At 46.7% G+C, this 19,221-nt stretch carries 16 protein-coding genes, 1 tRNA gene and 1 riboswitch; of the genes, 8 read left to right on the top strand and 9 right to left on the bottom strand.

The window, feature by feature from the left end:
* Window positions 1–31: 31 nt before the first annotated feature.
* Window positions 32–1,327: a pilus assembly protein TadG-related protein gene (locus WBM30_RS00385; RefSeq protein WP_424898867.1), complete on the top strand. Its 1,296-nt coding sequence runs from the start codon at window positions 32–34 to the stop codon at window positions 1,325–1,327.
* A 273-nt stretch (window positions 1,328–1,600) separates the two neighbouring features.
* Window positions 1,601–1,684, top strand: a tRNA-Leu gene (locus WBM30_RS00380).
* An 81-nt stretch (window positions 1,685–1,765) separates the two neighbouring features.
* On the opposite strand, the gene WBM30_RS00375 is transcribed toward WBM30_RS00380, so the two are convergent.
* Window positions 1,766–1,912: a hypothetical protein gene (locus tag WBM30_RS00375; RefSeq protein ID WP_424898866.1), complete on the bottom strand. Its 147-nt coding sequence runs from the start codon at window positions 1,910–1,912 to the stop codon at window positions 1,766–1,768.
* A 275-nt stretch (window positions 1,913–2,187) separates the two neighbouring features.
* The gene (locus WBM30_RS00370) at window positions 2,188–3,240 is read right to left on the bottom strand and encodes a type I restriction endonuclease (RefSeq protein WP_424898865.1); all 1,053 of its coding nucleotides are present in this window, start codon (window positions 3,238–3,240) and stop codon (window positions 2,188–2,190) included.
* A 294-nt stretch (window positions 3,241–3,534) separates the two neighbouring features.
* Here WBM30_RS00370 and WBM30_RS00365 point away from each other — a divergent pair, with 294 nt between their 5' ends.
* Window positions 3,535–4,401 carry a YitT family protein gene (locus WBM30_RS00365; RefSeq protein ID WP_424898864.1) on the top strand — a complete coding sequence of 289 codons (867 nt, stop codon included), beginning with the start codon at window positions 3,535–3,537 and terminating at the stop codon, window positions 4,399–4,401.
* A 256-nt stretch (window positions 4,402–4,657) separates the two neighbouring features.
* Here WBM30_RS00365 and thiT read toward each other — a convergent pair whose 3' ends face one another.
* The 7 genes from thiT to WBM30_RS00330 form a co-directional block, all read right to left on the bottom strand.
* Window positions 4,658–5,233: an energy-coupled thiamine transporter ThiT gene (gene thiT, locus WBM30_RS00360; RefSeq protein ID WP_424898863.1), complete on the bottom strand. Its 576-nt coding sequence runs from the start codon at window positions 5,231–5,233 to the stop codon at window positions 4,658–4,660.
* Between the two features lie 57 nt (window positions 5,234–5,290).
* Window positions 5,291–5,392: riboswitch (TPP riboswitch) on the bottom strand.
* A gap of 113 nt (window positions 5,393–5,505) precedes the next feature.
* Window positions 5,506–5,823 carry a hypothetical protein gene (locus tag WBM30_RS00355; RefSeq protein ID WP_424898862.1) on the bottom strand — a complete coding sequence of 106 codons (318 nt, stop codon included), beginning with the start codon at window positions 5,821–5,823 and terminating at the stop codon, window positions 5,506–5,508.
* 145 nt (window positions 5,824–5,968) lie between these two features.
* A complete protein-coding gene (locus tag WBM30_RS00350) occupies window positions 5,969–6,757 on the bottom strand; it encodes an NAD-dependent epimerase/dehydratase family protein (protein ID WP_424898861.1) in 789 nt (262 codons plus the stop codon).
* A 656-nt stretch (window positions 6,758–7,413) separates the two neighbouring features.
* A complete protein-coding gene (locus WBM30_RS00345) occupies window positions 7,414–7,752 on the bottom strand; it encodes a zinc ribbon domain-containing protein YjdM (RefSeq protein WP_424898881.1) in 339 nt (112 codons plus the stop codon).
* Window positions 7,753–8,114: 362 nt separating this feature from the next.
* On the bottom strand, window positions 8,115–10,787 hold the full coding sequence (gene ppdK / locus WBM30_RS00340) for a pyruvate, phosphate dikinase (protein WP_424898880.1): 2,673 nt from the start codon (window positions 10,785–10,787) through the stop codon (window positions 8,115–8,117).
* 30 nt (window positions 10,788–10,817) lie between these two features.
* Entirely contained in the window at window positions 10,818–11,645 is an 828-nt protein-coding gene (locus WBM30_RS00335) for a pyruvate, water dikinase regulatory protein (protein WP_424898860.1), read from the bottom strand.
* A gap of 15 nt (window positions 11,646–11,660) precedes the next feature.
* On the bottom strand, window positions 11,661–12,296 hold the full coding sequence (locus tag WBM30_RS00330; RefSeq protein WP_086987566.1) for a CBS domain-containing protein: 636 nt from the start codon (window positions 12,294–12,296) through the stop codon (window positions 11,661–11,663).
* Window positions 12,297–12,511: 215 nt separating this feature from the next.
* On the opposite strand from WBM30_RS00330, the gene WBM30_RS00325 reads away from it, so the two are divergent.
* The 5 genes from WBM30_RS00325 to WBM30_RS00305 all read left to right on the top strand — a co-directional run bounded on the left by WBM30_RS00325 (window position 12,512) and on the right by WBM30_RS00305 (window position 18,747).
* Window positions 12,512–15,796 carry an SNF2-related protein gene (locus WBM30_RS00325; RefSeq protein WP_424898859.1) on the top strand — a complete coding sequence of 1,095 codons (3,285 nt, stop codon included), beginning with the start codon at window positions 12,512–12,514 and terminating at the stop codon, window positions 15,794–15,796.
* Window positions 15,797–15,879: 83 nt separating this feature from the next.
* Entirely contained in the window at window positions 15,880–16,665 is a 786-nt protein-coding gene (locus tag WBM30_RS00320) for a threonine/serine exporter family protein (protein WP_424898858.1), read from the top strand.
* Complete coding sequence (locus WBM30_RS00315) at window positions 16,662–17,135, top strand: threonine/serine exporter family protein (protein WP_424898857.1); 474 nt, start codon at window positions 16,662–16,664, stop codon at window positions 17,133–17,135. Before WBM30_RS00320 ends, WBM30_RS00315 begins: the two co-directional genes overlap by 4 nt.
* A gap of 78 nt (window positions 17,136–17,213) precedes the next feature.
* On the top strand, window positions 17,214–17,843 hold the full coding sequence (locus WBM30_RS00310; RefSeq protein ID WP_424898856.1) for a YrrS family protein: 630 nt from the start codon (window positions 17,214–17,216) through the stop codon (window positions 17,841–17,843).
* 127 nt (window positions 17,844–17,970) lie between these two features.
* The gene (locus WBM30_RS00305) at window positions 17,971–18,747 is read left to right on the top strand and encodes an IclR family transcriptional regulator (protein WP_424898855.1); all 777 of its coding nucleotides are present in this window, start codon (window positions 17,971–17,973) and stop codon (window positions 18,745–18,747) included.
* Window positions 18,748–19,221: the final 474 nt, after the last annotated feature.

Below are 19,221 nucleotides of genomic sequence, written 5' to 3'. Positions count from 1 at the left end.
GTCGATTGATTAGAGGATTGGTGGGAAGACGATGTTTAAGGCGATAAAGAGATTAAAAAGTGAGCAATTCGGACAGGCTCTAGTTATGGTTGCTTTGCTGTTGGGTGTGCTTGCTGCTTTTGCAGCATTGGTCATTGACGTAGGGGATTTGTATAATACAAAGGCTGAACTTCAGAATGCAGCCGATGCAGCCGCATTGGCAGGAGCTCAGGAATTACCGGATAACCCCAGTCAAGCTAAAATCGTTGCAGAATCCTATGCAGGAAAGAACGGCCTAACAACTGATTCTGTGGCTGTAACATTTGGCACGGGCAACAAATCCATTTCGGTAAAAATCGATCGTACAGCGAATACGTCTTTTGCTAAGATATTTGGAGTGGACACCAGCCCTGTATCGGCGGATGCGACAGCAAGTGTGGGTATTGCTGCGAGTGTCCCATGGATCGTCCCTTTCGTTATTCCTAGACCACCTGCGTTCAATTATGAAGAGATTTATGTGATGCGCATGTATGGTGCTGGTCCCTATCCAAATGGATACAGTTACCCATCTGATTACACAAGTGATTCTGTATATGGAAACTATCCATTAGAAGATACTTATTCTACAACTACCAAAGAGGTTTACACCACTAACAAAAACGTGGACTTGAAACAGACGGCTTCAAGTAACAGTTCCACACTAATAACAATACCTATAAATACTGAGGTAACTTTTCTTTCCTCTCAAAAGGTTGGTTCGACGACTTGGTATAAAATTTCTTATACTAAAAATAATAGCGAATATTCCGGATTCGTTAATAAAAATAATATTGATAAAAAAACCGTCGATACTACTAGCTTGATCAAGGCGAAAAATATCTATCCCTATCAGTTTGATTATATGAATGTATATATTGAAAAAAATACAAATTTTAACAATTACATTAATTGGCTAAAAAACGGTTATCATGAGACGTTTTCTATAAATCAGAATATGTACTATTATGCACCATCATCAGGAGGTCGGGAATCAGTAGATGCCTTTGCTAACAGGGTCACTAGAGATAACAATACGGATTATACAAAAGCAAAAATTGGGGATGCACGGGTCATTCTTATTCCGGTAGTAGAGTCGATGCTTAGTCGTAATACAAATACAAGCGGGAATGTTTCAATCAAAATAATAGGTTTTGTAGGTTTTTTTATCCAAGAGGTACATAAAAACACTTATGGGACGAGTTTTTGGTTTGAAGGAAGATTTCTTGAGGATCTCCAAGTAGGATCAGGAGAGGTTACTTTCGACACAGATGCAGATTTTGGGTTACGTGTACTGAAATTAACAGAATAATTATGAAACGCAAATACTATAGTTAAAAGATGTATGAAGTAGGGGTTGGCAAATGAAGAAGCTCAGCCAATGCATATTGTAAATCTAAACAGAGAAGCATGCAACTACTGATACAATATAAAACAACACACGGAAAAAGCTCGGATTATTTCCATTGCTTTTTCCGTGTGTTGTTAAATAACAACTTTCGTATTTTCAATATCCTAAAAAGAAACTCGCCGAGTAAACATTGACACAAAGGCGCTTCACTATTATAATGAAATAGTTGGTTTTGCGGTCATGGCGGAATGGCAGACGCGCCAGCTTGAGGGGCTGGTGGGAGTTACTCCCGTGGAAGTTCGAGTCTTCTTGGCCGCATAATAAAATAATAGGATTTCCTTCATCTATGTTGATGTCGGGAATCCTATTTTTGTTATTATTAAATTAATTGTTGTGTATTTATTTCAGGATAGCACTTGCAATGAGAGTATCAAATTTTCGAATAACGATTCCTTTTTTCAGATTAATTTTTATGTGCCCGGCGCGTGTCCACAATACCACTGCTGCATTCAGATCGAATGTTCCGGCATTTTCTGTGGACCACATGTTTATGGATGAATAGGGTAATAATAAATTTCGATTTTCTTTCCAGATAACTCTTGGGCGTCTCTGATTATCAATATTTTGTTTGTAAAAACGCACTATCGCGTATTATTTTGTATGCGGCTATTGCAGCTTCACTTGGTACCAATAAATCATCCACGTCCCCTGGAATTGCACATACACTGACCAGAGTCCAAGCTAAAATTGCATTAGTTTCTGCTACGATGTAATCCTCCCCAGGTTATATCTTGATTGAAGCGCGACATATTTTCTACGATTTAGTGTATGAGAGTTTCGACGACATTGACTATTTCGTTTGAATGTACTATTAAGTCGACTGGACTAGACATTTCATAACTAGTTTTATTACTGTCATTTAAAACCATCTTGATTTTATTATCGTAGACAAATACTCTCATTATCCATTTACGAATATTATCGTCAAGCAATATATTAAAGTAGCTTTTATTGTCACGGTAATATAGGCGATCTATTTGTATCGTATCTTTTAGTATTATTTTAACGATGGTGAATGTTTCCATTTCTTCAGCGGTGGTTATAATTTCAGGTTCTGATTGAACCGGCGCAATTATTTCTTCCTTAGCTGCAGCTGATGTGTTTAAGGCGGCGCTTAATTTTTCATTGACTCGCTCATTAATAAATTGAGTAAGACCTTTTTTAATGATGGGTTTAAATTTATCCAATGTATTTTTTGTTTTTACACCATCATAAATTTCACCGACTAAATATTTAGTGAATTCTTCTGAGGGAGTATTCATTTGATCATTTAAAAATATTTTTAAGTTATTTAAATACTTCAGCTCAGATGCAGTACTGATAATATTTTCGATGTCAAAATTATCTTTGTGAAATTTAGCGACTTCGGGTATTTGGCTATCTTTAATGTTGGAGATATTCACTATCAAAAATGGTGTGATGTCCATTTTGTTTTGTTCTTCTAAATCTGTGAAGAATTTATATTCTTCTCCATTAGTCAATATTCCAAATTTAGAAGTTGTGGTACCGAAGTATCGAAATAGTTGAGAATCATGTTTAGTCAGTTGTTCATTAATCGCTTTTGATTCAATAAGTATTACTGGTTGACTATTGAGCATGATAGCATAGTCAACCTTTTCACCCTTTTTTATGCCTACATCTGCAGTAAATTCAGGTACGAATTCAGTTGGATCAAAGATGTCATATCCCAAGATTTGAAAAAAAGGCATAACCAGAGAAGTTTTAGTAGCTTCCTCAGTGTTAATGTTGTTTTTTATCTTTTCAACGCGTTTACCAAGTTTCTTTAATTCTTCTCCGAATTTTTCAATATCCATTTTTTATCCTCCTCCAAATATAAAGCAATAACGTAAGACCACACGCCGTTATTATAATTATACTCTAATAAACGATAAATATTGCAGACAAAATAAAATATTTTATTTGTATGAAAATGAAAAAAACCTATTGATTATTTGGCGCTCTTTTGTTGTATAATTGTCAGCATGTCTTTGATTTATAAAGTTTGATACTGCTCTTTCCATCCTCTATATATCTGTTATAATGGCGGGGATATCTTTTTCCTGAAAGGTATCTAACTGCTTTAAATCTCAGAAAAAGGAGTGACATATTTGAAACTACTGCATACTTTAAAACCGATAGCTGCGGTTGTCGCTGGGAATATCATTGTTGCATTTGCGATTGCTGCATTTATCCTGCCGAAGAACCTGATTGCCGGTGGAACGACGGGTCTTGCCATTATTTTGAATCATTTTTTCGGGTTGAACATCTCTTTGGTCGTGCTGGTCTTCAATGGATTCATGTTTTTTGTCGGGGCCGCCTTGTTGGGGAGGAAGTTTGCTTTGACGACGATCCTGAGCACGATCATCTTTCCGACGTTCTTAACTTTTTTCCGGACGGTGCCTGCTTTGCAGGACATGACCGATGACATCTTGCTATCGGCCATCTACGCAGGGATTCTCTGTGGATTGGGCGTGGGGCTGGTGTTTAAGGTCGGCGCTTCCACTGGCGGGATGGACATTCCGCCACTGCTTCTGAACAAGCATTTCCGCATTCCGGTAGCGGTGGGGATGTATGCGTTCGACGTCATTTTCCTGCTGGTTCAGGCGTTCTTTTCGAGTATGGAACAGATCCTTTACGGGCTCATCATGGTGTTCTTGACGTCCATCGTCATAAATAAAGTCATGGTCACCGGGACAAATAAGATGCAGCTTTTCATCATTTCCAAAAAATTTGAGGAAATCAAAGAAGCGCTGCTGTATGTGCAGGATGTCGGTCTGACGCTGGTGAACATCGAAACGGCCTTTGAAGGGGTGCAGCAGCAAGCGGTGCTTTGCGTCATCGAGCAGCGTAAACTGTCCGCCATCAATGCCTTGGTCAAAGACATCGATCCATTTGCTTTCGTGATCATCGGGCAGGTCCATGAGGTCGCAGGGAAGGGCTTCACACTGGAACGCCAATCCGGGCTAGTAGAGTAATAAATAAAGCAGAGGCAGCCTCGAAAATGGAGGCTGCCTCTGCTTTATTGGTTTTTATTACACGGCTAAAAGTGGATTCGCCGACAGTTTCGTTAGCGATTCAAGGTAAACAGTCGACAAACAGAGGAAGCGTCATCTGTTCTGATTGCGTGTCAGCCTGAACAGTCGACAACTCCCGGAAGCGTCGGCCATTCTATCTTCCTTCCTCCGCTAACAGCCGACGCGGCCCACTAATATACAGTTATTGGGAAGTTGTTCAGTATCCGCGGACCGATTTTTTCGGTACGAACAATTGTGGGTTCGTTTTCGCGATGACCGCCAGTACCATGATTGTGAATGCGCCGGTTGCCAAGGCGCTGACGCCGTTCATGACGATGGAGTAGAGCCATGCGCTCCAGCCTTCAGGTGCGTAGGATCCCCAGAAATAGTAGCCAGCAATCGTGTGCCAGAAGTAGCGGCCGACCGTGCCGACGATGGTGCCTAAAATGACTTGCCATACAAGCGCCTTTTGGTTTTGGTCAGCAATCGCTTGTTGGACTTTCGACGTGAACAAGCCGGCCAAACCAGTGAAACCGAAAGCGATGAAGTACTCAATGAATCCTTGCAGCGGTGTCAGGATGTAGGCCGTTCCAATCAGGATGTGCAACACACCCCACAGGAAACTGGCTAAGAACCCGGGAACCAAGCCACGGCGCAAGCAGTAAAGGATCATGACCGGTGCACCCACAGTCACGGAAAAACTAGGGCCGATATTGAAAGGGATTAAGGATAACACGGTCGCTAAAGCAGCGATGATGGTTCCTTCAATCCAGATATTCAGATTTTTTGACATAAAAAAACTCCTCCTTTTTGGGCATAACACACCATCAACAAAGGAGGAGAATGAATTTCATTTCTCAATCACAATCCCTACGCTCGTATTAACGAACAGGTTCGAAGGGTCAGAATCTATGTTCAATCTCAGCCGATGACGGCACCCCTTTGTGAAACGGTCTATTTAGTTATAGCTAACTTTACTACAGTTGGTTTCTTAATGCAAGATTCACGCTGCACAAAGCATTTCCAAAAAAACGGCAGCCTGAACGATCATTTGTGCAAAATGACCTATTTCTGCTCTTTTTCAGCCTGTGCCTTCAGGATGGCTTCGCGTTTCTTTTTCTTCTGAGTATTCAAGTAGAAATCGATAACGCCACCGATCAGTGCACCGATACCGAAACCGATTGTCACATTGCCGGCGAAGTAGCCGATTGATGCGCCTATCAACATACCGTACATCGTGATATTATAGGAATTTTGCAATGTTGGGTCTTCATCCACCGGCAGATTTTTCTTCGCCGCTGCTTGTTTATTTTTATGTAGTTCGGGTATTGTTGGGGTCACATTTCTGCGTTGGATTTGGTTGCCTTTGTTCTTTTTCGCCATTTATTGTACATCCTTCCGTCTATCTGAAACATCTTTTGTCTCCAATAAACATCATATCAGTTCGATTCTGGCTCTTCAATAGCCTTTAGTGGTGGATGTGGGCGAAATCGTACAAAAACGGGAAAATATCAATAAAATCGGCGGATCAATGCTCATTGTTGGAGAGCTCGACAGGATCACCGTTGTCATCCTTAAAGAAGCCCTTCATCACAAAGGCATCGTCGAGTGGCCGATAACCGATGGCTGTGCGTGCCTGCGAGATGTCCAGGCGCGGGAACCGATTGTCCGACAGTCCATTCACCAAAAGGAACGGCTCAATCAGCGTGGCGTTGAGAGCGCAATCGATGAGATGACAAAAGTCCCGGGGCGACACGTATTCGGCCAAGTCTGCTTCATTGATGAATGGATTGTCGAGGTTTTCATCGAAGTTGCCGATGCGGAGGCCAATCGATTCTTGGCCTTCGGTAAAGGCGAAATGGCTGGCCAAGCTCTCCAAATAGGCTTTTGAGACGCCGTAAAGATCGCCGGGACGGACTGGGGCATCGACGGGAACCTGCACATTTTTCGGGTAGGCGCTGACGGCATGGAAGGAACTCGCAAAGATGATGCGCTTGACAAAGTTCTCGTATTTTGATGATTCCTTGAACAGGTAGTAGGGCATTTTGTAGTTCAAACTAATAAGTGAATCGTCGAAAGCAGCATAGGGCGAAGGGTTTGCGGCCAGATGGATGACGTAATCGATCCCTTCCAGCAGGCCATCCCAGTTGCCGACGACAGTCAGGTCCAGTTCCTTGACGATGGTTCCCTCCAAAAGGGTCGGCTCGACGTCATGGAAATGGATATCAACCAAAGTCAGTTCGTAGCTTTTCTTCAGATGATCCACCAAAACTCTTCCTATATTACCGCTTGCGCCAGTGATCATGATTGTGGTCATTAGGGGTCAACCTCCTTGTTTCTATGCGACAAACTTTGCTGTTATGCTCGTGAGTGGCTTTGCTTTAACTGTATGCAAGCCGCCGGAAAATGTCAAAGGATAGCCCTTACAAAGGGGACGATTCGGCTTGGAAAAGGGGAATATTTTATTTCTGTAAGGAATCGGTAAATTAATTGAGCCGCGGGGATTATCTTAGTATAATGGAGGTAAGATGATAGGCAAGGGCAATATACTTTTCAATCGAAAACGAGGGAGTGAGTCGGATGGACTTGTTGAATTTGCAAATGCGCGCTTCTCAAGGTCAGTGCGGATCTGTTGTGCAACAATCTTCCCATTCATTCTTTTGCCCGACAGAACACGTGCTTTTTGCATGTGTTTTTTGTTGGTTCTGAATAGAATCAGCAGGGCTTATCATCATGAGTACGAGCCTTAAACGGGGGTGGTAACCATTAATCTTTCTCAAAATAAGACACAACGGAAAGGAACGGTGATCCGACGTATATCTCCTAGTTGTCAGGAGTGACAGCCATCGTACTGATGAAAGGCGTGAGGCCGGATAGAATGGTAACGTATCACCCAAATGGATGTAAACATAAAAAAAACTGGCGAGGAGCCCTTTCGGGGTGCCTCGCCAGTTTTTTCGTTTGGATTCGCTATTATGCTTTTTTGACGAATTCGGATTTCAACTTCATAGCGCCGAAACCGTCGATTTTGCAGTCGATGTTGTGGTCGCCTTCCACCAAGCGGATGCCTTTGACCTTTGTTCCGACTTTCAAGGCGTTCGAGCTGCCTTTGACTTTCAGGTCTTTGATGACTGTAACAGTGTCGCCGTCCTGTAGTAGGTTGCCGTTCGCGTCCTTGACGATCAATTGATCTTCGCTTGCTGCCTCCGCAGCATCCGCGCTCCATTCGTGCGCGCATTCGGGGCAAACCAACATCGCGCCATCCTCGTAAGTGTAAGCGGAGCCGCATTTCGGACAATTAGGTAATTCCATCATGATTTTTATTCCTCCATTATTTTGAAATACTGTCTTCTGACTTCTCATTTCCGGCCTTTTCCCAAGGCGGAAGATGCTTCTATACTGCCACATTTTCGCCTTGTTGACAATAGAATCCGGACAATATAAGAATAATAACCAATAAGCAGAAAGAGCAGGAATGTTCGAAGGAACGCAATCAGGGATCCGTATGTGGATGTTGGCCTTTGAGATTGTCGGATAAAGCGGGGTTATCCGACACACTGATGATGATCTTCGGTCAAATTGTCGAATGCTGAATGGCATCCGACAATCCTAAATCTGAACAAAAACAACCCCACCAGCAATGACTATCGCTGGTGGGGTTGTTTTCAACTGGATCAGATCGTGACGCTCAAAACAGCAGCTTTCTGAACAGACATTTTCGCTCTGTTTTCTTTGATCACTACTTGCGCGGAAGCCAAGCGGGCGATCGGCACGCGGTATGGTGAGCAAGAAACGTAATCTAAACCGATACTTGAGAAGAAGGCGATAGAATCAGGATCTCCGCCGTGTTCACCGCAGACGCCCAGCACCAAGCCAGGATTTGTTTCGCGTCCCAATTTTGCGGATAATTTGACGAGTTTGCCGATGCCTTTGACGTCCAATGAGTGGAAAGGATTCGGCTTCAGCAAGCCTTTGTCTTCATACTCCTGCAGGAACTTGCCGGCGTCATCGCGGGAGAAGCCGAAGCCCATCTGTGTCATGTCGTTCGTACCGAAGCTGAAGAAATCGGCCTCCGTTGCAATTTCGTCGGAAGTGACGGCAGCGCGCGGGATCTCAATCATGGTTCCGATCAGGTAAGGAATGGTTGTAGCCTTTTCAGCGAATACTTCTTCGATCTCCGCTACGATTTCCGATTTGACATAGCGCAGCTCGTCGACGTCGCAGACCAAGGGAATCATGATTTCGGGAGTAATCGTGCTGCCGGTTTCTTCGGAAGCAGCGAGGGCTCCTTCGATGATGGCGCGCGCCTGCATCCGGTAGATTTCCGGGTAAGTGACCGCCAAACGGCAGCCGCGGTGCCCAAGCATTGGATTGACTTCATGCAAGGAATCGATGTGTGCCTCCAAGTTTGCTAGGCTGCCTCCCATCGCTTCCGCCAGTGCAATTTTATCCGCATGCGCTGTTGGTAGGAATTCATGCAACGGCGGATCCAACAGGCGGACGGTCATCGGACGATCCTGCAACAGGGCGAACATGTCCTGGAAATCCTGACGTTGCATTTCTAATAGTTCAACCAAGTACTTTTTGCGTTCTTCCAACGTCCGGGAAAGGATCATCTGACGAACAACCGGAATCCGGTTCTTATGGAAGAACATGTGCTCGGTCCGGCAAAGGCCGACGCCTTCCGCGCCCAGGGACAATGCCTGTTTGACGTCGGTCGGGGAGTCCGCATTGGCTTTGACTTGCAGCACTTTCATTTCATTGACCCAATCCATGAAGGTGCTGAATTTTCCGCCCAAAGTCGGGTTCTGCTTGGCGATGGTGCCGGCGTAAACTCTGCCGGTTGCGCCATCGATCGAAAGCAGGTCGCCTTGGTGAAGCGTGACAGCATCGATGACGACGGTTTTGTTTTCTTCATCGATGACTGCTGCCGTACAGCCGGCCACACAACATTTGCCCAAACCGCGGGCCACGACTGCCGCGTGCGAAGTCATGCCGCCTCGTGCAGTCAGGATGCCTTCCGAACTCATCATGCCCGCCAAATCCTCAGGGGAGGTTTCCCGGCGGACCAGAATGACCGGCAGGCCGTCTTTTTGTGCTGCTTCGGCATCAGCTGTGGAGAAGTAGATATGCCCGGATGCCGCTCCTGGCGAAGCGCCAAGTCCGGTCGCCAATATCGTAGCTTCCTCAAGTGCTTTCGTGTCGAAAGTAGGGTGGAGCAATTTGTCCAATTGGCCGGTTTCAATGCGCATAATGGCTTCTTCTTTCGTGATCAGGCCTTCGTCGGCCAAATCAACGGCTACTGCGACAGCTGCGGCAGCTGTCCGTTTCCCGTTGCGGGTCTGCAGCAGGTACAGTTTGCCTTTTTCAATCGTGAACTCGATGTCCTGCATATCGGCGTAGTGTTCCTCCAGTTTTTCAGCGATAGCCTTGAATTCGTTGTAGACGGTGGGCATCACTTCCTCCAAGGTGTCGATGTCCAATGGGGTGCGGATGCCGGCCACGACATCTTCGCCTTGCGCATTCATCAGGAATTCGCCGAACAGTTTTTTCTCGCCGGTCGCCGGATTGCGCGTGAAGGCCACACCGGTACCCGAATCGTTGCCGCGGTTTCCGAACACCATGCTTTGAACGGTGACCGCTGTGCCCAGATTGTGCGAAATGTTGTGGATATCGCGGTAAAGGATAGCCCTTTCATTGTTCCATGATGAGAAGACGGCTTGGACCGCTTGATGCAATTGATCCAGCGGTTCCTGTGGGAAAGTTTCGCCTGTTTCGCGTTGGTATACGGCTTTGTATTGCGCGACCAAGTCGGTCAAGTCATCCAAAGTCAATTGGTTGTCGAACTGGTAACCGTTCTCATTTTTGACTGTATCCAGAATCGACTCGAAATGGATGCGCGGAACGGATTTCACGACATCGGCGAACATCTGGATGAAACGACGGTAGCTGTCGAAAGCGAATGTCGGGTTCTGCGTCTGTTCTGACAGACCGGCAACGGATGCATCGTTCAGCCCTAAATTCAGGATTGTATCCATCATGCCAGGCATTGAGAAGGCGGCACCGGAACGGACTGATACCAGCAACGGGTTGGCCGGGTCATGGAACGATTTCCCGACCGCGTTTTCCAGGTCAATGAGGGCGGAATCAATCTGCTGTTGGATCGTAGTCCAAAGTGTCCGTCCTTCATCGAAATAATGGATGCAGGATTCCGTCGTGATCGTGAATCCTGGAGGGATGGGCAGGCCGAGATTGGTCATCTCGGCGAGGTTGGCGCCTTTTCCTCCCAATAACATCTTTTGTTCTTTTTTGCCTTCTGAAAAACGGTAAACCCATTGCTTCGTCATAGTCATATACTTTTCCTCCTTGTGAGTGGTTTATAGTTGCTTGCGGCTGATATTCATGACATCCATGTAGTGCAGGATGTGGTCTGCTGTTTCTTCGATCGCTTTGCTCGAAACATCGATGACTTCGCATCCAATCTGTTTCATGATCTGGTCTGCGTATTCAAGTTCCTCGAGGATGCGTTCCATGCCGGCGTAGCTGGCGGATGGCGGCAGACCCAACGTTTTCAGGCGCTCTTTGCGGACTTCATTGAGCTTTTTCGGTGAATTTACCAGGCCGATGATCCGCTCAGGGGCAATCGTGAAGATTTCTTTCGGCGGCTTCGATTCCGGGAAGAGCGGGATGTTCGCGACTTTCACGTTCTTATTGGCAAGATAGATCGACAGCGGCGTTTTGGAGGTGCGTGACACGCCGACCAGTACGATATCGGCTTTTTCGATGCCGCGTGGATCGCGTCCGTCGTCATATTTGACGGAAAACTCGATGGCTTCGACGCGGTTGAAATAGTCCTCATTGAGTTGGCGATTGATGCCCGGTTTTTCTTTGGCTGGAAGCTGGAACAGTTGCCCCAAACCAGTCAGGATTGGACTGTAGATGTCGACACCAATCAGATTGGATTGTTCGATCCGCTCTTTCATGTAATCGGCCATTTCCTTTTTCACGAAGGTATAGAAAATCATTGCTTTCTCATCTTCGGCCGCTTTTGCACAGATTTCGTCGATTTCCTCGGTTGTCTGCACGTAAGAATATTTCTTCAGTTGGTAATTTTCCGTCTCGAATTGGTAGAGGGCAGAGCGGATCACCACATCAGCTGTTTCACCGATGGAATCGGATACTAAGTAAATCGCATTAAGGTCCATTTGCACACTTTCCTCCTAAAGGTCTTTGTTGAATATATCAAGCAACAATCTGCTGGCGGTCGATTTCGAAAATTTTCCGATGACCTCTTTTTTCCCGGTTTCTTCATACACGGAACGGGAAAGGACTGGCAAACTGTCGACGCGATGGGTTACGAGTAATTTCGTGGCATCGACAACGAACGTGTCACTGAAGACAGTGTACAGATTTGGCATCTTCGTCATGACCATTCCGACCGGGATGGCATTCAGATCGGAATCGCCCAGCGCGCTCTTAAGCAAATCCTTGCGGGAAACAATCCCCAGTATTTCCCGATTGTCTGTGACATAAAGCGAACCGCAATCCTCCAGGAAAAGCTGGATGATGGCATCTTGGATGCTCGTTTCTTTAGTGAGGTTGACCGAGATGGCCATCACTTTTTCGACTTTTTGTTTGGCAATCTGTTCGACCAGCACGGAGTTGGTGTGCTCCTCGTTGATCAGATATCCGACTTTCGGTTTGGCCTGAAGGATGCCGCTCATCGTCAGCAGCGAAAAGTCAGGGCGCAGCGTCGCACGCGCAAATCCTAGTATGGAGGCAATCTTTTCACCGGAAATCGGTTGCTGTTTCTTGACGATTTCGATGATCTGTTTTTGCCTATCGGTAAGTTCCATTTTTCCACCTCAATTCTTAATGTGATGTGCTAATGGGTATATAGTATGTCACATTGAGTGCGTTGTCAACACAAAGTGACATTTTTTTTCGCGGATATGACCCACCGACCCAGGGCAATCAGTCGCATCCAACAAACCCGGCACCAATTTTGTAGCATGCTGCACCTTGCTCTATGGTAAAATAGCAGAGACTATATGTGTGAGGGTGTGAACCAATGCTGATTAATGCGACATACAATAAGCGGGAAATCAAAAATCTGACGAACAACTATATGACCTTTGAGAAAGGGGGACGTCTGTATAAAAGTGGAGCCGTAAAAGAAGTCACCATTGGCGAAGCTGAGACGGTTGTCGTTTCCAAAATCCACGACAAAGCAACATACACAGGGAAATTAAAACTGGACAAGTTCGGTAAGATTGATGATTACGAATGCTCATGTGATTATTTCCAAAACAATCCGGAAGTGCCTTGCTATCATCTGGTCGCCCTGATGTTGGCGGTGCTGCATCTTGCTGAGGAATATAGGCAGAAGACTGCTGCATTAACACCACTAACTAGGAATCAGACGCACCCAACTGTTCAACAAGATAAATACTACAATGTCGCAGAAACAAACCGTCTTTTGGGATTCCTCCAGTACGAATTGATGGATGAAAATGATTTTTACGAGCGCGTGCCCTTGCAGGTGGAATATATGCTGACATACCAACCTTACCAGGACAATCACAATTTCAGTCTGCGGATGAAGGTGGGGCTCGACCACCTGTACCAGGTGAAAGATTGCGAGTCGGTGGTCAATGATATTCTGAACGGCAACCAGCTTCCTTTCGGGAAAAAGTTCATCTATACGCCGGAACAACATGAATTGACCGAGGCGGACCATGCCGTTTTTGTGCTGCTGAAGCAGATCGCCGAGGCCGCACGTACTTCGGGACGTGACCTCCGCACTGTTGAGGACCGCAAGGAAATCATTATCCCGAACAGCATGATGAAGGAAATACTGCTGAAATTAGCCGAAAATGCGAATGTGTCGCTGAAAACGAATCAGTACCAGAAGCAGGAGCTGAAGCTGCGCCCGGAACAATTTGTGACGGAATTCAAAAAGCTGCCGCTCAGTTTCGCTGTCAGTGAATTGCCGGACGGGGGACTCCTCTTTTCAGAAATAAAGGATTTTGAGAAAACGGTGCTGCTTTTCGGTGATAGCGGATTGCTGTTGGTTGACGAAACAATCTACTTCCTGAACCAAAGTACGTTGGAACGCTTGGCGACTGTCAACGCTATGCTTGTCCGTTCAGCTAAGGAAGGCATGCGTATTCCGCCGGACAAGTCAGCCGATTTCCTGGCGATTGCCGTTCCGGCACTGCGGAAAATTGTCGGAGTGCTGCTGACCGATGAGGTGCAAGGGAAATATCAAAGCTTCCCGTTGAAGACTGAGCTTTATTTGGATTGGCAAAAGGAGCGTTTGATTCTGGAGGTGTTCTTCAACTACGGCGAGGCAAAAATCGATGTCACAAAAGAATCCATGGAGCGCATAGATTTGACACCGGAATCGGTCATCCGGGATCGGGTTGCCGAAAGAGTCATCGCCAAAAAGTTCATGGACGCAGGAAAACATGACTACCTTTTTGAGGATACGCTTTTCCTGCAGGATGTGGACCAAATCAGCGCCTTCCTTTACGAAGGCCTGGAGAAACTAGCTCCGCATTGCGAAATATTCACTACAGCAGCTGTCGAAAACTTGCTTTACCAACCGGTCAGGCCGCCGAAAGTCGCCATCGAGGTGAACAACCAGTCGCGGCTTTTGGATGTGACCTTCAGCACCGATGAAATCAATATCGAGGATCTGAAGCAGATGGTCCGGCAGATTGCAGCGAACAAGTCGTATCACCGCTTGTCTAATGGCAAGATCGTCAACTTGCTCCAAAAGGAAATCAAGGAGCTGACAGACGCAGTCGTGCAGCTGGATGTGCCTTTGAAGGATCTTAAAAAAGAGATGTCACTGCCGCTCTATAAGGCTTTCGGGGTGGATACCGATGCGGGGATTGTCCACCAGGATGAGGATTTCATGACACTCATCAATCGGATGGAGAAACCCGAAAAGATTGACTTCGATTTGCCTGAGGATTTGAATGCTACCTTGCGCCCTTACCAGGAAACAGGCTATAAATGGCTGAAGGGGCTTGATCATTACGGCTTTGGCGGCATCCTTGCGGACGACATGGGACTCGGAAAGACACTGCAGGTCATCAGCTTCATCGCCGGTTCTCTGGGAGAAGGCGACGGAAAACCGTATTTGGTCATCTGTCCTTCCAGCGTGCTCTACAATTGGCAGAAGGAATTCAAGCAGTTTGCGCCTGGCATCCGGACGCAACTCATCACCGGCACGAAGAGTGAAAGAAGCAACTGCGTAACGACCGCAATTGCAGGGAATATTCCGGTTTGGATCACGTCCTATCCGCTGTTGCAACGTGACGAGGATCTGTATGAAGGGAAATCCTTCCGCACCGTCATCCTGGATGAAGCCCAGAGCGTCAAGAACGCCACTGCGAAGACGACGAAAGCCGCTTCCGCGCTCACTGCCAACAATAAGATCGCGTTGAGCGGGACGCCGATCGAAAATGCGTTGTCCGAACTGTACACCATTTTCAGCATTGCGCAGCCCGGACTTTTCGGAACAAGAGCGGATTTCAAGAAAATGGAACCAGCGCAGATTGCCAAAAAAGTCAAACCGTTCATCCTGCGCAGGCTGAAGGGGGATGTGCTGAAGGATCTGCCGCCGAAAATCGAATCGATTTCCTACATCGAAATGACGGAAAAACAAAAGACCGTTTACCTGTCGCAGCTGCAGTTGATGCGCCAGGAAACGAAAGAGATGCTGGATGCGGATACGCTGAACGAAAACCGGATCAAAATCTTGGCAGGCCTGACGCGCCTGCGCCAAATTTGTTGCGATCCGGCCTTGGTCATGGCCGATTACACAGGCGGTTCTGGAAAATTGGAAAGGTTGATGGAGTATTTGGCGGAAGCCAAAGAGAATGGCAGACGAGTCGTCTTGTTCTCCCAGTTCACGAAAATGCTGGCCATCATCCGCAAAAAGCTGGATGAGACAGGAAATACTTATTTCTATCTCGATGGGCAGACGCCGAATCAGGACCGTCTGACTTTGACGACCCGCTTCAACGAAGGTGAAAAGGATCTTTTCCTGATTTCCCTGAAGGCAGGCGGGACCGGCTTGAATTTGACTGGCGGGGATACCGTCATTCTCTACGACTCCTGGTGGAACCCGGCTGTTGAAAGTCAGGCGACCGACCGCGTGCACCGTTTCGGCCAGAAAAAGGTCGTCCAAGTCATCCGCATGATCGCAACCGGCACGATCGAGGAACGGATCAACGAATTGCAGGAACAGAAACGCGAAATGATCGATTCCGTCATCCAGGCAGGCGGCCAATCGGTCACCTCCTTGACGAAGGAAGAATTGATGCAGCTGCTGGAAATGTAAGCCTAGCTGCTTTAATTTGAGCTTGTAAAGTTTACAAACTTTTCCATATACTAATAATGTTTTGAAAAGGAAGGGGGATTTGGATGACGGTTACACCTAATCCGGAAATGGATTTTGAATTATACATGGATACAGCGGTCCTGGCCGGTAAAATCATGCTGGAAAGCAACGCGGAAACTTACCGTGTCGAAGATACGGTGACGCGCATCTTGAAGAAGACCGGGCTTCAGATGACCGAAGCGTTGGCTTTGACGACCGGGCTCGTCGCTACGCTTGACAGTCCGAATATGCACGCGATTACGGTCGTTAAACGGATTACGGAACGCACGACGAACCTGAATCGGGTTTCCCGCGTCAATGCCGTTTCGCGGAATTTCGTCGAAGACAAATTGACGATTCAAGAGGCTTACGATGCGCTGCAGAACATCGACGAAATCCAATATAGCGGTCGCCAGAAGAGTTTTGCGCTGATCGGCTTTATCCAAATGTTCATCTTTTTGATGGGCGGCACCTTCTATGACTTTCTGGCGATGATTCCGGTCAGCGCCGCGGTTTCCTTGGTTCTGCACATCGCGGCCAAATGGAAAATCCGCCCGTTCATCCAGAATATGGTCTCCAGTTTTGTGATCGCTGTGCTGACGGCCATTTTGTCCGAGCTGTTGACGTTTCCGATACAGCCGGATACGATCATCATCAGTGCCATCATGCCTTTGTTGCCGGGTACCGTGCTGACGAACGGCATCCGTGACACTTTCCGGGGGGATTATATGTCGGGAGCGGCCAAAATATTGGAGGCCTTTGTGATTGCTGTATTCATCGCAATCGGTATCGGTGCCGGTTTGATCGTCGTCGGGGAGGTGATCCGGTGAATTTTCTGAACATCATTTTGGAAATGGTCGTCGCTTTTGTAGCTGTTTATTTCATCGCCATCACTTTGGAAGCTCCGAAACGGACGCTTCGGTATGGAGCGTTGGGCGGGGCTTTGGGATGGGGAGTCTACCTTGTCGGACTGTCGTTTTTGGACATCGTCGGGGCCACTTTTCTGGCCAGCCTGTTCATCGCTTGGATCGCGCATCTGTTCGCTCGTTATCTGAAGACCCCGGTGACGATCTATTTCATCCCAGCCTTCATCGCCTTGGTTCCGGGGGCGGGCGTTTATCAATCGGTCTATTCCTTCATCAATAAAGAGTATGCAGTCGCACAGCAACATCTGGTCCTGACGCTACAGATATCGGGAGCTATCGCACTGGCGATCTTCATTGTGGACAGCCTTTTCGGGCTCATGGCCAGGATTAAGGCCTCAAAACAAAAGAAAAGCCAGGCTAATAGCCGACTGTGACACAGAGATGTAAACTGGATTTAACGCAGCCGTATCGCAAATATGCTAAACTTGTATTATTCAGAAGGGGGCTAACGCATGTCCGAAAATAATCAAAAACCGACCAGACAAGATTTACATCGAAATCATAAACGCAATAACCTGCTCGTTATCTTGGGCATCATCGCCGCCGCATTTTTGGGTCTTGTGCTCCTATATAATGTTTTTTACGGGAATGATGAAGAACCATCCGTAGCGGCAGGTAATCAAACTAACTCAAAAAGTATGATCATCACCGAGTCGGATGATCCCAGCAAAACGTCCTCTTCAGCCGAAAAATCTTCGGAAAAAGATGCAAACAGTTCAGAGGAGAAATCGGAATCAGACACCGAGACGGAGGAAGTTCCATCCACCGATGACAATGTCAGCACGGCCTATACCGGCGACTGGGAACCGATCGGCACAACCCAAACCGGGAAACATGTCACTGATTACAGTGACGGCTCCGCTGACCGGAATGAAATCAAGCAAGCCATTGCTGCCGTGACTGGCATCAGCACCGATAACATGGTCGAATGGTGGATCGGCAATGCCGGCGATCAGCAAGTCACCGCCACAGTCTCGGATACACAGAAAGAGACGATTGCGCGCGTCCAACTCAACTGGATTGACGGCGAAGGCTGGCAAGTCAAGCTTGTGGAAGAACTGAACGAGATACCGAACAACTGATTAACAAAACAAGGCGCTCTTTGATGGGGCGCTTTTTTTGTGTTGCTTATTTGGAAATGGTTCTGTACGGAATGCTGGTTTTGGGGTAAACTATTTCTGAATAGGAAACAGTTGAGGGGTGTCAAAAATGGAAGAAGAGAAAAAACCTTATGGAACGGTCCTGCTGAAAGCCGCAAAAATCATCGATCATTTGTCGAACAGCAAGGAAGCCCAGAGTCTGGCCGCCATCGCAGCCAACACGGGTCTGTCCAGCCCAACGGCACTGAAGATACTGGACACGCTGCTTTTGATCGGATATGTCGAGAAGGACGAGCAGACGAAGCGTTTTAGCTTGGGCAGCGCGTTGATCCGCTATGCGAACAACCGACTGGCGAATTTGGACATCATCAAAATCACCGATCCCTACCTTCGGAATCTGCAGGCGGGGCTGGATGAAACGGTTCATTTGGGTATACTGGATAAAGATGAGGTCCTCTACGTCAACAAGTTGGAGACACAAAAAGCGATCGCCAACATCAATTCCCGCATCGGAAACACCAATCATCTATACAGTTCCGCCATGGGCAAGGCGATGCTGGCTGCCTTCAACGACGAAGAGTTGACAGCATACCTGGAGCGGGTCGAACTAGTCGCGGACACCCCGAACACCATAACGGATCGGGATGTTCTGAAGGCAGAAGTGAAAAAAATCAAAGAATTGGGTTTTGCCACCGATGACGAAGAAAACGACCTAGATGTCATCTGCATCGGGGCGGCGCTCGTCGTCGACAACAAAATCTATGGCGCATTCAGCGTCAGCACGCCTAAGTACCGCTTCGAGCGCGAAAAGACCATCGAAAAGGTGCTGGAAACGAAAAAAAATCTGTTGGCTGAATTGGGAAGGCCGAATACGTTTATTAGTTGATTTGGCGTTATGATTTGGTACTCTGGTTCGAGTTCGCGCGTTTGAATTTGACAGGATCTCCCCGCCAAAACGGGTTTGGCGGGGAATCTCGTATTATCCGTGGACGTTTTTCCCCGCCAAGGTGGTTTCGGCGGTTTTTTTGACTGTGATTTGAACTGTTTTTCCCCGCCAAAATCATTTTGGCGGGTTATTTTTGCGCGGTAATTCATATCCAATGTCCCGAAGCCTCAATTCTCAGGGTAAATCAGAATATTAGGTGACGGTCCACTGTTCAAACGCCAATAAAATAGAAATTCGCTCACATAGGTGTTGAAATAACCAAAAGGAAACCGTATAATGAAACAAAAGTATTTCCTAAAAGAAAACAAGATTTCCTATTTGGAAATATAGTGAGTTTTTTGTATCATGCATTTCACGTCGGTTGCTTCATACCAGTAAGAAGTATGTAACCGCGTTCAGAAAAAGAGTTTATTA

It is taken from the genome of Trichococcus sp., from assembly GCF_049684335.1.
GTDB lineage: Bacteria > Bacillota > Bacilli > Lactobacillales > Aerococcaceae > Trichococcus.
This window is presented reverse-complemented; position numbering and strand designations above follow the sequence as displayed.